This window comes from Flavobacterium lacisediminis (assembly GCF_025909975.1).
In the GTDB taxonomy this organism is placed as follows: Bacteria; Bacteroidota; Bacteroidia; order Flavobacteriales; family Flavobacteriaceae; genus Flavobacterium; species Flavobacterium lacisediminis.
The window spans coordinates 153,799-170,080 of the sequence record NZ_JAPCIO010000007.1 but is presented as its reverse complement, the minus strand read 5'-3'; the positions used below and the strand labels follow the sequence as shown (position 1 = coordinate 170,080).

The window sequence follows — 16,282 nt, the reverse complement described above, 5'->3', positions numbered from 1 at the left end:
AAGGCCCAAATTTATTTTGGGCTTTTGTTTAACCCAGATTTTAAAACAATGAAAAAATTACTATTAAGTGCAACACTTTTATTGTCGGTTGCCACATTTGCTCAAAAAGATGAGCTTAAAACATTAAAGAAAATATATAGTAAATCAACTATCTCTGAAAAAGATTTACAAGATTACAAAGCAGCAAGTGATGCTTTACAAACTTTGGCTACTGAAGAATCTGATAAAGTTTACGCTAAATTTTATAAAACAATGTATCCAACAGTTGTTTTGGCTTCAAAAGGAGATAAAGCAACAATGCAAGATCAAATGAGTTTGTATAACCCAGAATTTATTAAAGAATATGGTAGTGTTATAGATGCAACTATTGAATTTGAAAAAAAATCTGGAAAAAAGATTTACACTGATGAATTGATTGAAGATAAAAAAATATTTAAAGAAACTTTAAATGCACTAGCGATTAATTTAAATAATGCATCGAAATTTAAAGAAGCATCAGCTATTTTTTATAGTCTTTATATATTTGATCCAAAGGTAGAAGGAAAAGCTTTAAACAATTCTGCAATTTTAGCTGTAAATTCAAAAGAATATAAATTGGCTGAAAAATTGTATGAAGAGCTAGCTAATAGTGACTACATGAACTCTGGTATGTATTATTATGCTACTAACAAAGCAAATGATGTAGAAGAAGAGTTTAGTTCAAGAGAAGAAAGATCAAAAAATATTTCTTTAGGATTTCACGAAAAGCCAAGAGATGTAAAAGTTAGTACAACTAAACCAGATGTATTAAAAATTTTAGCTATTTTGTTCACTCAAAATGGAAATATGGATAAAGCTAAAGCTACTTATGCGGAAGCTAGAAAATTATCTCCTAATGACGAAGAATTGAAAAAAGGAGAATTTGATATCTATTTTAATTCGGGTTATGCTGGTTTGGCTGAAGATGATAAATTGGTAACAGAAATCAACAATTCAAGAGCGGATAAGAAAAAATATGATGAATTGATGCAAAAGAGAAAAGAAATGTTCGCTAAATCATTACCTGATTTTGAGAAAGCATATTCAATCAATCCAAATGATGCGAATACAAAAAGCATTTTAAAATTGACTTACGAAATAATTGGTCAGCCTGAAAAAGCAAAAGCCATCAACTAAAACAAAAAATCCCGATGAAAATCGGGATTTTTTTATATGATTTTTTTAATAACTCTCAGTTTGTGTGTGTGTCGATTGACTTCTGCATTGTAAATTCCTAAATGGTCTAAACGATCGATTCGTACTTTTCCAGAAGCGTGAATAATGTAGTTGTTCTCCATCATAATTCCAACGTGGATGATATTACCTTCTTCGTTATCAAAAAAAGCTAAATCACCTGGCTCACTTTCTTCAATAAAACTTAAAGCTTCTCCTTGAGTGGCTTGTTGTGAAGCATCTCTTAAAAGTGAATACCCATTTAATTTGTAAACCATTTGAGTAAAACCAGAACAATCAATTCCAAAAGGGGTTTTTCCTCCCCATAAATAAGGCGCATTCAAATACATGAAAGCGGTTTTAACTAAATCTGATTTTGGTTTTTGACCACAAACTTTTATTCCTTCAAAACTATATTTACTAGTGTTTATTTCTTCATTATCTAAAAAAGATAACGAAGCGCCTAATGTAATCGAAGTTAATTGATTGTTTGTAGTAGTTATATATTCAACTAAATCAGAATTAAGAACGATAGGAGTATTATTTAAAACAGTATAATGCTCTTCGGTTATAGGTTGATATTGTTTCGCATCAATCCAACCAATGTAATTATCAAATGCCAATTCTACCTGCACCCATTTGGCAGTCATTTCAATAATTTTAAAGTGTTCGCCAAATAGCAATTGCGAAACTTGTTCGCTTCGGTCGCTGGCTTCCGCTCTTACGGGTACTATGGCTAAATTACAAATTCCAAACATGTTGGTCTGAATAAAAAATGATGAATTAAGAATTTAATTACAAATGTAACTAAATTTCAAAATTCATCATTAGTAAAAGTTATAAATTATGCTCTTTCAATAACAATAGCCGAAGCACCACCACCACCATTACAGATAGCAGCTGCGCCAATTTTAGCATTGTTTTGGTTTAAAACACTGATTAAAGTAACGATAATTCTAGCTCCAGAACATCCTAGAGGGTGACCTAATGAAACCGCACCGCCGTTTACATTAATTTTATCATTGTCTAATCCTAAGATTTGCGCATTAGCTAAGCCAACTACAGAGAAAGCTTCGTTGAATTCAAAGAAATCAACATCAGAAATTGAAATTCCTGCTTTGTCTAATGCTTTTGGTAATGCTTTTGCAGGCGCAGTTGTAAACCATTTTGGTTCTTGAGCCGCATCAGCGTATGATTTAATGTAAGCTAAAGGTTTTAATCCTAAAGATTGTGCTTTTTCTTCACTCATTAAAACTAAGGCCGCAGCTCCGTCATTAATAGTAGAAGCATTAGCCGCTGTAACAGTTCCTTCTTTTGTGAAAACTGCAGCTAATGAAGGAATTTTATCTAATTTAACGTTAGTGTATTCTTCGTCTTTAGAAACTACGATAGCGTCACCTCTTCTTTGAGGAACTTCAACTGGAACAATTTCTGCATCAAACTTACCAGCTTCCCACGCAGCAGCAGAGCGCTCATACGATTGAATTGCGAAGTTATCTTGCGCTTCTCTTGTAATGTTGTATTCTGTCGCACATAAGTCAGCACAAACACCCATAGCGTTGTTGTCGTATGCGTCAGTTAAACCGTCTTTCTGCATTCCGTCAACTAAAGAAGTTGGTCCAAATTTCACACCGTTTCTTAAGTGAACGTAATGTGGAATCAAGCTCATGTTTTCCATACCACCTGCTACTACGATTTCAGCGTCTCCAGCCATGATAGCTTGAGCACCTTGCATAACAGCTTTCATACCACTAGCACAAACTTTGTTTACAGTAGTACAAGCTACACTTTCAGATAAACCAGCGTATAAAGCGGCTTGTCTTGCAGGAGCTTGGCCGTTTCCAGCTTGAACTACATTACCCATTAATACTTCGTCAACTAATTTAGGGTCTAAATTGATTTTATTTAAAGCGCCTTTGATGGCAGCAGCACCTAATTTTGTAGCAGGTACACTAGATAAAGCTCCCATGAAACTTCCAATTGGAGTTCTTACGGCAGAAACGATAACTACTCTTTTAGTCATGATAGAAAGGTTTTTTATTTGAATTGCGAAATTACTATTTTTATTCGAATTGAGGCAAGGTTTTTATTGATATTCTAAGTTGAAATCGAATTTTATTTTGATATTACTAATTTGATTTCTTTTTTATTAAAAAGCTATTGTATTGATTGTAAGCGTTTTTTTAGGAATAAGAAAAATATATTGAAAAAAACTCCCTAAAATGTTGTATAATTAAGAATGAAAATATACATTTGCAACCGCAAAAAAGATAAGTTCTTACAACAATAATAGGAGAGGTGCCGGAGTGGTAACGGAGCAGATTGCTAATCTGTCGACGGGTAACCGTCGCCAGGGTTCGAGTCCCTGTCTCTCCGCTTTTTTGTTTTTTTGCGGGGTGTAGCGTAGCCCGGTTATCGCGCCTGCTTTGGGAGCAGGAGGCCGCAGGTTCGAATCCTGCCACCCCGACGATAATAAAATAGGTTGCGTAGCTCAGCTGGATAGAGCAACTCACTTCTAATGAGTAGGTCCCAGGTTCGAATCCTGGCGCGATCACAAAAAGCCTTGCAAACGCAAGGCTTTTTTGTTTTTGTACTTTTCTAATGATTTTTAGTGTTGATAAAATAGATATATTTGAAGAATAAAAACAAATGTTTTCTTATGAAAAGAATACTTATAATCTTAATCTTTTTTCCAAATTTTATAACTTCTCAAGTTAAAGTCTTAAGTGATATCAATTTTTTAGCAAATGATTATAAATTAGTCTTTAATTATGAAAGAAGAGCCTACGATACAATTAATTTGATTTCTAACTCATTTAAAGACTTTGTAATATCAGATAAAGAACAATTAATCGAATTACAGAATAACTGGATTGCAACTGAAGAAACAGATGAATTAATGGAATGTGGATATGATTATAGTATTTATCTAATTAATAAAGATTCTATAATAGGAAAGATGTATGTTAATATTAGTTGTGGATTTGTATTTGCGTCTGGAATCGGTAAAACTTGTATTTTTGAAGGAAATCCATTTAAAAAATTAAATGTTGATAAGCCTATTTTTAAGAAGTGTTTTTCAACAAATTCAATTGAAGAGGCAAGAAAAATGCATAATAAAATAAACTCAACTCAAGGAGTATATTATCCTGAAAAGAATTTAAATAATTGGATAGATTTTGAGGGAAAGGCTTACATTAGTATTCTAACAAAAAATGATTCATTAAAAAGTTCACAAAATATAACATATGATTTTGATAAAAAATTTGGAAAATCAAACCAGTATATTGATTTCAGTAGTTTCGGTAAGAATAATTATAGTGGTTGGATTTATTGTAATAAATCTTTGTATGATGAACTAGTTTCAAATAAATCTGACTGGTTGGATTTTAATATTAAAGTAGATTCATGGGAGTCATTGTCGTGTAAGAAAGAAACATTTATTACATGTATCTTTTCTGAGAGTAAAAAGAAACTTGATAAGTTAATAAAAAATTGAATCTAGATAGCTATAATCCCTCATATTTACCATCTTTATCTACGAGGTATACTTCTTCTAAAAACCATTTGTTTTCTATTTTAATAAAGTGGTATTCGTATTCAGCGTCTTGAAAACTGTTTTTAGGATCTCTAAATTTTGTTTTAATTATTGCAGTATTTTTTTTAATAATCTCTTTGCTTATTTTTTCTTTTTCTGGGCAATGATCAGAATGGCTTCCAAACGCAATTCCTTGATATACCTTATTTTCTTGACAATATTTAGTTATTATTTTTTTGTATTCAGATTCTATTAATTCATCATCATTGTTATTTAAACTCAAATTATAGGCAAAATCATTCCATTTTTTGAAATCTTTGATAAATTCTAAAGTTATTTCTGATGGCGTATTTAAATTAATTTCTTGAGAAACTATTAGGCTAGGAGCTAAACTTAAAATAAACAGATAAATTGGTTTCATGATTTTATTAAATTTTATAACTAAGTTACTCTACACACTTCAAAAAATCCATAAAATAACTATCTGGTTTAGAAGTTGTTTTTAACGTTTCTGAGTTTAGTTCGTTTTTTAGTACATAATCTTTTGTTTCTCCTGCAAATTGAATACGCATTAGACTTATAGGGCTGTTTTTTAATTCTTCGTAATTGGTTTTGGCAAAATAAAAATAACCAGTTAAGATTCTAATGTTATTTTTTTCTTTAGCGTCGTAGGTTAACACACTACAAGCTTCTTCATCAGAACTTACAAGAGTTATGATTTTTCCATTCATTAATTGCAAGATAATTTTTGAATTCTTAGCAATGCAATTGGTTTTAATGAAATCTTTACTTTTTTGCAATTGTTGGATAGTTAACATAGGTGTTCCATCGTTGTTTAAAAGTGCAAAGAATAAGTATTCATTGGTGTTTCCAAATATTTTTTCATGCATTAATACATTGGGTAATACTTTTAATGAAGTGGAATCGGTTTTTTCTTCGATGTCGTAGATACAATCTTTATTTTGGGCGTTAATACTTAACGTAAGCAACAATAGTAGCGATAAAAGGTATTTCATTTGGATTATAATTTGGTGCAAAGTAAAATTATTTTTTCATTATTTATATTCGTGGTGAAAAAAGCAAAAACTGTTCCACCATCGGTAATTTTATATTTTTTCTTTATTTCTTCAGGTTTTATGGGGAAATTCCGAGTAGAGACATTCATTTTTTTACCTTGAATATATTGTGAAATTTCTTTTTTTTGAAACGGAACAATCGCATCAATTTGAAACTTTCTTCCAGGAAAATCAATTATTTCGTCCGAAGTGTACAAATGCGAATGTTGGTGCAATTTTCCAACAGCAAACAATTCGGAAACCGCTTCAAATCCGCCTGATTTCATTAAGGATGCATTAGGTTCGTACAGATATTTTTTTGGTAAACTATAACGCGCTGAATACGATTTTGAGCTTTCTATTTTGGTAATCGTTTGTTTCTCCTTTTCGATATTCACCGCTATAATTTCTGGTGCTTCATTAAAATTTTTCTCAATTTTCCAAAGCAACTCTTTTACTTCATTATCAACAGCTAAGATGTGAATTTCCGAAACATTTTTCAATTCCAATAATCCAGCATGAAGATCTAAAATAGGAGCAGTTTTGATTAAAATAGTATTCGTGAATTGATAATAAAAATCTTGTAAATCGACTACATTTGGCAAACAATCCGCCAACATGAAGACTTTGCCTTTCGCATCATTTCTTCTCGAAGGATCAATGTAAATGCATTCAAATTTCTGATTTAATTGTTCTAAGATTTGTGTGCTATCGCCTTTATAACATTCGATGTTTGTTGCTTGTAAAACTTCGAAATTGTGTTTTACGATTTTAGACAAATCAGCATTCAATTCGCAATGAATCACCGATTTGAATTGTTTTGAAAAGTAGAAGTCATCAATCCCAAATCCGCCCGTGCAATCGATTAATTTTTCACCTGAAACCAATGAAGCTTTATATTTTGCTGTAGTTTCAGAAGACGTTTGTTCGATAGATATTTTTTCAGGATAAATAATATTTTCAGAAGAAAACCAAGTTGGAAGTTTGTCTTTAGCTTTCTTTTTAGCAATAATTTGATTGATAATATCGGAATAATTTACTACGGGAAAAGGGTTTTTCTTTAAAGCCAACTTCGAACTATCCGAATTCAGATTTTGGTTGATAAAATTTTGGATATCAATATGTAAAAGAGATTCTAAATTCAAAACTATAAATTTTTGGTAAGGGCTTTGATAAATCTATTTTCAGGTAAAAATTCTTTTCCGATTACTTTTAGTGAAGTGTAAAAAGGAACAGCGATAATCATCCCAGTAATACCAAATAAAATTCCAGCAATTAATATCACTAAGAAAATTTCTAAAGGATGTGAATTAGTACTTTTTGAGAAAATATATGGTGAGCTAAAATTATTATCAATCACTTGTACTAAGGACATACCAATTAAAACATAAATTGTAGTGGGAAGTGTTTCTGTAGCAAAATCTGCACCTGTTCCAATACTGCTTGTCATGATTAATACACCAGCAACAATAGAAGCAATTAGAGGTCCTACGTATGGTACAATGTTAAAAATAGCACACAACAAGGCAATTATTATAGCATTATGTACACCAAAAATAATAAATATGATTAGGTATAAAAGCATTATAATGGTTAATTGTAGTAATAATCCAAGAAAATAACGTGATAATAAATGATTTATATCTTGAATAGAATTCAAAACTTTTTCTTTTTGACTTTCAGGAAGTAATCTTTCAAATTTGAGATATAATACATCTTTTTCTTTTAAAAGAAAGAATGTAATGAAAAGTACAGAGGCAAAACCCATACTAAAATTGCCTAATGTGCTTAATAAACTATTTAAGAAATTTGGAATAAACTCAAAAGTAGTAAATGAAGATAGTTTACTACTTTCAATTAATTGTTTTGTGTTTATGTTATAAGAATCTAAAAAAACGGTAATATTTTCAAGTAGTAGGTGATAATTTCTTTCTAAAGAACTTATGTCTAACAGAGACAAGTTTTCACCTTGTGCAAGTAAAAGTGGTACAAAAAGCAAAATAAAACCTGAAATAACAAGGAAAGTTATTAGTAAGGAAGTAACAACTGCTATTGTATTTTTAAATTTAAACTTAGTTTTTAAAAAATTAACCAAAGGATTCAATAATAAAGAAATCACAATAGCAATAATACAGTAAAGAATTACGGTAGCTATTTGGTATAAAAAAAATAATATCAAACAAACTGATACTAATATAGCTACAGCTCTAACTATTCCTAAGGATAACTCTTTCGATGTCATTTTTACTTTTTTGCTAAATTAAAAAAAACTCACCACATAATGGTGAGTTTTCATGATTAACTTAAAACTTGCATTTGATTATGGCTGAGCAAATGAAAATCTTGAGCCTCCAGATGCAAAAATGGCCAACATTCTGCTTTTCTGTCCGTTTGAGAACATGTACATTCCAGCATCATCTGTATAATCCATATAGTTCATTGTCATTTCAATAGGAGTTCCTGTACAAGTAGAGTAGTGAGGGAAGGCAGGTAATCCGTAATTAGCTGTATTGTGAGTAGGAGTATCGCTTACTAAATCGCTTCCGCAAGTAGTGTCACCCCAAATATGTCTTAAATTCATCCAGTGACCTACTTCGTGAGTAGCTGTTCTTCCTTTGTTGAAAGGAGCAGTTGCAGTACCTGTAGTTCCTAAATATTTTGAATCAATAACAACTCCGTCAGTTGCAGATGAACCACCAGGGAATTGTGCGTATCCTAAAATTCCACCACCAATAGTACAAACCCATAAGTTTAATTTAGTTGTTGGAGAAGTAGGATTGATTCCGCCTTGGGTTGATTTTTTCATAGCATCACGAGTTCCCCATGATGTTTTTGTAGTTGATTTTCTGTAAACAGCATCTAGTACGAATGAAATCCCAACGTTTGCTTTTACTCCTGAGAAAACAGTAGGAACATGGTTAAAATCTGAATTTGTTGCATTGAAATCTTTGTTCAATACATCAATTTGAGATTGAATTTGTGTTAAAGAAATATTTTCAGCAGCAGTTCTGTATAATACGTTTACTACAACCGGAATTTGAATTTTTCCATTAACCAATCTTCCATTTGCTATTGCATTTTGAGTAAATCTTTCGATTTCTTGCATTTTTGCAGCTAATTCTGGATTTTCTCTTAATTGTTGCTCATGAACTTCATGTGAGGCGCACCCTCTGTGGTCATGAGTAGAAGTCGTTGCTAAATCGCTAGTTGAGTTTGATTCTTCGTTACTACAAGAAACCAATAGCAGTAAAGAAACTGCTGATAAAAGAATTTTTTTCATAAATAATACATTTTTAGTTAGTTGATTTTGTTAACAATTTTAAAACGATATTCTAAACATTTTAGTATAATGTTTATCTTTTTTTTAAAGTAAATCAAAGTTTCTTTAAAAATTGTATAACATTACATTTTCGTTTTCAAATGATAATAAATCAAAATTAAAAGGTATTGAAAAATAAATTGCTGTAGTTTTTCTGCAGTTTATGTTAAAATTTCAAAAATTTTTTCTGTAGTGGAATTAATTTTTAAAAACATAATTTAAGATGTTAGCGCCCATTTTTAGTGCTTTTTCACGAACTTGAACAGGATCATTATGAACTTCGGCGTCTTCCCAGCCATCTCCTAAATCGGTTTGGTAAGTATATAAAAGTACAATTCTACCTTCTATAAAAATTCCAAAAGCTTGTGGTTTTTGATTATCGTGTTCGTGAATTTTAGGCAATCCACCAGGAAAAGCAAATGGTTCTTGAAATATTATGTGGTTAAACGGAATTTCAGTTAATGGATTATCAGGAAATATTTTTTTAATTTCTTTTCTGATGTATTCGTCCATACCGTAATTATCATCAATATGTAAAAAACCGCCAGAAGTAAGATAATTTCTAAGATTAATTACATCATTCGCACTAAAAACCACGTTTCCGTGTCCCGTCATGTGTACAAAAGGATAGGTGAATATTTCAGAACTGCCAACTTCGACAGTTGCTATTTTTGTATTGAGTTTTGTATTGATGTTTTGATTGCAAAATTTAGCTAAATTGGGTAAAGAAGTTGGATTCGAATACCAATCACCACCACCAGAATATTTGGCAACTGCGATTTCTTGGGTAAAGCCCAAATTCCAAACTAATAAAATTCCAATAGCTAAAAGTTTATTCATTTATAAGTGCAATTGTATGACAGGCTACTAAAGCTGCAGTTTCTGTTCGCAATCTTGTATTTCCCAAAGTTACAGGAATAAAATTATTTTCAATCGCCAAATTGATTTCTTTTGTTGAAAAATCGCCTTCCGGACCAATTAAGATAGTTACTTTATAATTTTTATTAACTTCGTTTTTAAACGATTTCTTATCTGTTTCTTCGCAATGAGCGATGTATTTTTGTCCGTCGATGTTTGATTTTACAAATTGTGAAAGAGAAACAGGTTCATTAATTTTAGGTAAATAATAATGTAACGATTGTTTCATGGCAGCTTGAATAATTTTTTCCGCTCTATCAATTTTATACACTTTTCGTTCCGAATGATCACAAATGATTGGTGTAATTTCGTGAATGCCAATTTCAGTTGCTTTTTCTAAAAACCATTCTAATCGGTCGTTCATTTTGGTAGGAGCAACAGCAATATGTGTGTAAAAAGAATCTGGTTCTTTGAATGTTTCTTTGATGATTTTTACTTCACATTTTTTCTCAGAAGCTAAAATGATTTCAGATTCAAATAAAAAACCTAATCCATTAGTAATAAATATTTTATCACTTTCTTTTTTACGTAATACTTTAACGATGTGTTTACTTTCTTCTTTGTCGAAAAAGAAGTTTGAATCACCTTGTTTTATGTCGGAATTATAGAATAATTGCATAGGATTTAAAATTCAATTCGTGCTTTAGATGTTATTTCAGCGTTGCTAAAATTTCCTTCTAAAAAGTTATAATAACCTACAATTCCAATCATAGCAGCATTGTCGGTTGTGTATTCAAATTTAGGAATATACGTTTTCCAACCATATTTTTTTTCTGCTTCTTTTAATGTAGTTCTAATTCCAGAATTCGCCGAAACACCACCACCAATTGCAATCTGATTAATTCCCGTTTCAGCAACCGCTAATTTCAGCTTATCCATTAAAATATTGATAATGGTATATTGGATGGAAGCACAAATATCCGCTTTGTTTTCTTCGATGAAATTAGGATTCAATGCTACATTTTTCTGAACGAAATATAAGATTTGAGTTTTTAATCCACTAAAACTAAAATTCAATCCGTCAACTTTTGGTTTGGTAAATGGAAACGCTTTCGGATTCCCTTCATGAGCAAATTTATCTACTAAAGGTCCGCCAGGATAGGGAAGTCCTAAAATTTTGGCACTTTTATCAAATGCTTCACCAACAGCATCATCGGTAGTTTCGCCAATAATTTCCATATCAAAAAAGCTATTCACTTTTACAATTTGCGTGTGTCCACCTGAAATAGTTAAGGCAATAAACGGAAATGTTGGTTTTTCATATCCTTCTTCGGCAATAAAATGAGCTAAAATATGTGCTTTCATATGATTAATTGCAATCAACGGAATGTCTAACGCCATACTCATCGATTTCGCAAAAGAACCACCCACTAAAAGCGAACCCATTAATCCTGGACCTTGCGTAAAAGCTATGCAATTCAAGTCATTTTTAGTTATTCCTGCTTTTTTAATTGCAACATCTACAACTGGAACAATATTTTGTTGGTGAGCTCTCGAAGCCAACTCAGGAACGACGCCGCCATATTCTTCATGAATTGCCTGACGTGCTACAATATTTGATAATACTACATCGTTACAAAGTATTGCAGCAGCAGTGTCATCACACGAACTTTCGATAGCTAAAGTATATATTTTTCTTTCTGTCATTTTAGGCATGAAATTTGAACTAAAGATATTATAATTATCTTACAAAATTCCCTATTTTTGTTGGGTTATACCCAATAGGGATAATTTTGACGCAAATTTAAAACAAAAGAACGTATCAAAAAATTTAAAAAAATACTATTTAGAACCTTAGTTGCAATATTATTGCTTCTATTGTTGTTGGGTATTCTTTTGTCATTGCCTTTTGTTCAAACTTCTTTGGGGAAATATGCAACTGACGAATTAAATAAATCGTACGGGACTAATATTTCGATAGGTAAGGTTGCTATAACGCCTTTTGGAAGTGTAAAACTAGGAGATGTATTGGTTTTAGATCATCATCAAGACACCTTGTTTTACATTAAAAAGCTAAATACTTCCATTTTAAGTTTCAAAAAGATTTACGATCCTGGGCATCCATACATGAAAGATGTGATACTAAATGGATTAGATGCACGTATTGTAAATTACAAAGGTGAAAAGTATACTAATCTAGATAAATTCATTGAAGCATTTGATGATGGCTCACCTTCTTCGGGAAAATTTAGAATGAAAGCAAATAAAATGACTGTTTTTAACAGCCGTTTTCAATACATCGATCACAATCTTAAGACTCCAAAAATGCTTGATTTTACTCAGCTTAATGGAGAAATTAAAGATTTTTTCATAAAAGGTGCAAACGTTACTACATACATTGATAAGTTATCGTTTAAAGATCATCGAGGTTTAGTGGTTGAAAATATTACATCTGATTTTACCTATACCAAAAAGAATATTTTGCTAGATGGTTTATCGATGAAAACGCCTGAATCGGAAATGAAAGGTAGAGTAGAGTTAAAATACGACCGAAAAGATTTTTCTGATTTTAATAACAAAGTTGTTTTTGATGTTCAATTTGATAAAGCTTCGATTGCTTCAAACGATTTGAATTATTTCTACAACGAATTTGGAAAAAACAATGTTTTCTATGTGGATACGCATTTGGTTGGAACATTGAACAATTTCACGACACATAATTTAAAATTAGTCGATAAAAATCAATCGGAGATTATTGGTACTATTAATTTTCAAAATCTTTTTGGAAAAGGTGATCAAGCTTTTTACATGAAAGGAAATTTTGATAGACTTACTTCTAGTTATGTACGATTAAAAGCGATTTTACCTCGTATTTTAGGAAAAAATTTACCTTCAACTCTAGATAAGCTTGGAACGGTAAATATGATTGGTGGTGTAGAATTGACTCAAAAATACATTAATGCTGATGTTTATATGATGTCAAAATTAGGAGAGTTAGAGAGTAATCTTTCTATGCAGAATATAGATTTTATTGATAATGCATTATATAAAGGAACTCTAATTTTAAATGATTTTGACCTAGGAACTTTATTAGGTAAACAAGAGATTGGAAGAGCAACCGTAAATTTAGATGTAGATGGAAGAGGGTTTACACAAAAATTATTAAATACGGCTATTAAAGGAGAAATAAGAAAATTTTATTACAACGGATACAACTATCAAAATATTACAGTTGATGGTAGTATGAAAATGCCATATTATAAAGGATATTTCAACAGTAATGATCCAAATTTGAAAATGGATTTCGATGGAACTATCGATTTAAGTTTGAAAGCAAAAAACTATGATTTTAAAGCTCAGATTGATTATGCCGATTTACATGTTCTGAATTTTTATAAAACTGACTCTATTTCCATTTTTAAAGGGAATATTAATTTTAAAGCAGCTGGAAATACCATTGATGATTTAGCAGGAATTCTGCAAATTAATAATGTTTCTTATCAAAATAGTAAAAACTCATACTATTTTGATGATTTTGAAGTGGTTTCTTCTTTTGATGCTGATAGGGTAAGAACTATTGATATTAATTCTCCAGATATTATAACAGGACAAATTGTAGGAAAATATAAGGTTAACCAAGTGCAAAAAATGGTTGAAAATGCTCTTGGAAGTTTGTATGCTAATTATTCTCCGAACAAATTAGAAAAAGGACAATTCATAAACTTCGATTTAACGCTTCACGATAAAATTGTAGAAGTGTTTGTTCCCGATGTCAAAATTTCTGAAAACACTAAGTTAAAAGGAAAAATTAATGGCGATGAAGGCAAGTTTGTTTTTGATTTTGCTTCTCCAAATATTGTAGCATATAATAATACTATTGATAACGTAAAGATTGATATCGATAATAAGAACCCTTTATATAATGCGTATATCACAGTTGATTCAATTAAAAATGACAAATATAAAATTGCCGATTTTAATTTGATTAACGTTACTTTAAATGATACATTATTTGTGCGTTCTGAATTCAAAGGTGGTCCAAAAAGTGAAGACACTTATGATTTAAACTTATACCACACTATAAACGAAGAGAAACAATCTATTCTTGGATTTAAAAAATCAGAAATTAAATTCAAAGATTATTTATGGTTTATAAATGAAGGAGAAACCAATGATAATAAAATAGTTTTTGATAAAAATCTTAAAAATTTCAATTTTGAAAAACTAACATTATCTCACAACAATCAAAAAATTGATTTCTTTGGAACAATGCGCGATTCTACTTATAAAGATTTTAAACTTTCTTTCGACGATGTAGACTTAAACAAAGTCACACCTTCTTTGGATAGTTTGTCTTTTGGTGGAAAAATTAATGGAAACATTACTTACAAACAAGATCGAAATAAATATGAACCAATTTCGAGCCTTACTATTGATAGTTTGAAAATTAATAAGTTTTTACTTGGCGATTTAGATTTTAAAATTGAAGGAAATGAAAATTTCAATCAGTTTAAAGTGAATTCTAGTTTAAAACAAGAAGGAGAAGAACACTTTTTTCTTGATGGGAACATTAATTTTGTTGGACAACAATCAAGTTTAGATTTAGTAGCAGGTTTCGAAAAATTCAATTTAGCACCTTTTGGTTCGCTGCTTGGAAATGTTTTGTCTGATGTTAGAGGAAATGCGACAGGTAGAACAACAATTGGTGGTTCTCTCACAGAGCCTGAAATGGACGGACGACTCTATCTTAATAATGCAGGAATGCGAGTACCTTATTTGAATGTAGATTATGCATTTGAAAAAAATGCCATTGTTGATTTAACTGAGCATCAATTTAGTTTAAGAAAAATCGAAGTAACAGATACCAAATATAAAACGAAAGGGGTGATTGATGGTACAATACGTCATGAAAACCTTGGTGATTGGGAACTTGATTTGCATTTAATTTCTGATAATATATTAGCTTTAGATACAAAAGATTCAGAAGATGCTTATTATTATGGAACAGCTTTTATGAAAGGTAAGGCTAGTATTACAGGTTCTGTAGATGCTTTAAATATCAAAGTGGCAGGTGAATCAGAAAAAGGAACTTCTATTAAAATTCCTGTAAATGACGAAGAAGATTTAGGAAATAATTCTTTTATCAATTTCATGACAGTAGAGGAATATCAAAAATCATTAACTGGAAAAATTGCAAAAGAAAGCCGATACGAAGGAATAGAACTTGATTTTAATTTTGATATTGATACTGATGCCGAAATTGAGATTATTCTTGATAGAGAAACCGGACATGCTATGAAAGGTAATGGTGTAGGTTCTATGCAAATGAATATTAATACACTTGGCAAGTTTGAAATGTTTGGTGATTTTATTGTTCAAGAAGGACAATATAATTTTAAATATGGTGGAATTATAGATAAAAAATTCAGCGTTGAAAAAGGAGGGACTATTCGTTGGGATGGTCAACCTATGAATGCGGTTTTAGATTTAAAGGCTACCTATAAAACCATGGCAAATCCGGCTGTTTTAGTTGAAAGTGCTTCTTTTAACAGAAAAGTTGATACAAATGTTACCATTTTACTAAACGGAAATTTAAGCAACCCACAACCTGATTTTAATATTGATTTTCCAACAGTTAGTTCAGTGTTAAAAAGTGAAATTGATTATAAGCTACAAGATAAAGATACAAGACAAACTCAAGCATTTGCTTTAATGGCAACTGGTTCTTTTGTAACAGCAGAATCTACAGGTAATGCCGCTTATGGTTCTTTGATTGAAGGAGCAAGTTCTATTATTAATGGTTTGTTTGCTGATCAAGATAGTAACTTACAATTAGGATTAGATTATTCGCAAGGAAATAGATTAACTGATATATCAGATAGAGTTGGGGTAACAATGAATACTCGAATTAATGACAGAATTTCTATAAATGGTAAAGTTGGAGTTCCTGTGGGAGGTGTTACAGAATCTGTTATTGTTGGAAATTTAGAAGTCCTTATTCAAATTAATGAAGACGGTACATTAAACGCTCATGTTTTCAATCGTGAAAATGATATTAATTATGTAGGAGAAGGAATTGGATATACACAAGGTCTAGGAATTACTTACAATGTTGAATTTGATACATTCAAAGAAATGTTGCAGAAAATATTCAATAATAATAAAAAGAAAAAAGATTCTTCTAAATCGCAAGATGAACTACCAGATTCTGAGTTTCCACCAGAGTTTATTGAATTTATAAATCAAAGAAAATTAAAAGCAACTGAAACTACAAAACAAGAACCAGTTAGGGTTCCTGAAATCGATTAATTCGTAGTTTTT

At 30.8% G+C, this 16,282-nt stretch carries 13 protein-coding genes and 3 tRNA genes; 6 read left to right on the top strand and 10 right to left on the bottom strand.

Annotation, left to right across the window (positions count from 1 at the left end; genetic code table 11):
• Positions 1-48 precede the first annotated feature (48 nt).
• On the top strand, positions 49-1,155 hold the full coding sequence (locus OJ995_RS11225; RefSeq protein ID WP_264369501.1) for a tetratricopeptide repeat protein: 1,107 nt from the start codon (positions 49-51) through the stop codon (positions 1,153-1,155).
• A 32-nt stretch (positions 1,156-1,187) separates the two neighbouring features.
• Here OJ995_RS11225 and OJ995_RS11220 read toward each other — a convergent pair whose 3' ends face one another.
• Both OJ995_RS11220 and OJ995_RS11215 read right to left on the bottom strand, forming a co-directional pair.
• On the bottom strand, positions 1,188-1,949 hold the full coding sequence (locus OJ995_RS11220; RefSeq protein ID WP_264369500.1) for a C40 family peptidase: 762 nt from the start codon (positions 1,947-1,949) through the stop codon (positions 1,188-1,190).
• A gap of 86 nt (positions 1,950-2,035) precedes the next feature.
• Positions 2,036-3,214 carry an acetyl-CoA C-acyltransferase gene (locus tag OJ995_RS11215; RefSeq protein ID WP_264369499.1) on the bottom strand — a complete coding sequence of 393 codons (1,179 nt, stop codon included), beginning with the start codon at positions 3,212-3,214 and terminating at the stop codon, positions 2,036-2,038.
• A 269-nt stretch (positions 3,215-3,483) separates the two neighbouring features.
• Here OJ995_RS11215 and OJ995_RS11210 point away from each other — a divergent pair.
• From OJ995_RS11210 to OJ995_RS11195, 4 genes are all read left to right on the top strand, one after another.
• Positions 3,484-3,567: transfer RNA gene (locus tag OJ995_RS11210), tRNA-Ser, on the top strand.
• A 16-nt stretch (positions 3,568-3,583) separates the two neighbouring features.
• A tRNA-Pro gene (locus OJ995_RS11205) sits at positions 3,584-3,658 on the top strand.
• A 13-nt stretch (positions 3,659-3,671) separates the two neighbouring features.
• A tRNA-Arg gene (locus OJ995_RS11200) sits at positions 3,672-3,745 on the top strand.
• A gap of 105 nt (positions 3,746-3,850) precedes the next feature.
• Positions 3,851-4,690, top strand: a complete 840-nt coding sequence (locus tag OJ995_RS11195) for a hypothetical protein (RefSeq protein ID WP_264369498.1) — start codon at positions 3,851-3,853, stop codon at positions 4,688-4,690.
• A 10-nt stretch (positions 4,691-4,700) separates the two neighbouring features.
• Here OJ995_RS11195 and OJ995_RS11190 read toward each other — a convergent pair whose 3' ends face one another.
• From OJ995_RS11190 to tsaD, 8 genes are all read right to left on the bottom strand, one after another.
• Positions 4,701-5,150, bottom strand: a complete 450-nt coding sequence (locus tag OJ995_RS11190) for a RhsIA family immunity protein (protein WP_264369497.1) — start codon at positions 5,148-5,150, stop codon at positions 4,701-4,703.
• Positions 5,151-5,175: 25 nt separating this feature from the next.
• Complete coding sequence (locus tag OJ995_RS11185) at positions 5,176-5,745, bottom strand: hypothetical protein (RefSeq protein WP_264369496.1); 570 nt, start codon at positions 5,743-5,745, stop codon at positions 5,176-5,178.
• A gap of 5 nt (positions 5,746-5,750) precedes the next feature.
• Entirely contained in the window at positions 5,751-6,929 is a 1,179-nt protein-coding gene (locus OJ995_RS11180) for a THUMP-like domain-containing protein (protein ID WP_264369495.1), read from the bottom strand.
• A 2-nt stretch (positions 6,930-6,931) separates the two neighbouring features.
• The gene (locus OJ995_RS11175; RefSeq protein WP_264369494.1) at positions 6,932-8,026 is read right to left on the bottom strand and encodes an AI-2E family transporter; all 1,095 of its coding nucleotides are present in this window, start codon (positions 8,024-8,026) and stop codon (positions 6,932-6,934) included.
• Between the two features lie 78 nt (positions 8,027-8,104).
• The gene (locus tag OJ995_RS11170; RefSeq protein ID WP_264369493.1) at positions 8,105-9,064 is read right to left on the bottom strand and encodes a zinc metalloprotease; all 960 of its coding nucleotides are present in this window, start codon (positions 9,062-9,064) and stop codon (positions 8,105-8,107) included.
• 237 nt (positions 9,065-9,301) lie between these two features.
• Complete coding sequence (locus OJ995_RS11165; protein ID WP_264369492.1) at positions 9,302-9,943, bottom strand: DUF4159 domain-containing protein; 642 nt, start codon at positions 9,941-9,943, stop codon at positions 9,302-9,304.
• Positions 9,936-10,640 (bottom strand): 16S rRNA (uracil(1498)-N(3))-methyltransferase, encoded by a 705-nt coding sequence (locus OJ995_RS11160; protein WP_264369491.1) that lies wholly within the window; start codon positions 10,638-10,640, stop codon positions 9,936-9,938. The genes OJ995_RS11165 and OJ995_RS11160 overlap by 8 nt, the downstream gene beginning before the upstream one ends.
• A gap of 5 nt (positions 10,641-10,645) precedes the next feature.
• Positions 10,646-11,668, bottom strand: a complete 1,023-nt coding sequence (tsaD, locus tag OJ995_RS11155) for a tRNA (adenosine(37)-N6)-threonylcarbamoyltransferase complex transferase subunit TsaD (RefSeq protein WP_264369490.1) — start codon at positions 11,666-11,668, stop codon at positions 10,646-10,648.
• A gap of 216 nt (positions 11,669-11,884) precedes the next feature.
• Between tsaD and OJ995_RS11150 the strand changes: the two genes are divergently transcribed.
• Positions 11,885-16,270 carry a translocation/assembly module TamB domain-containing protein gene (locus OJ995_RS11150; RefSeq protein WP_264369489.1) on the top strand — a complete coding sequence of 1,462 codons (4,386 nt, stop codon included), beginning with the start codon at positions 11,885-11,887 and terminating at the stop codon, positions 16,268-16,270.
• Positions 16,271-16,282 lie beyond the last annotated feature (12 nt).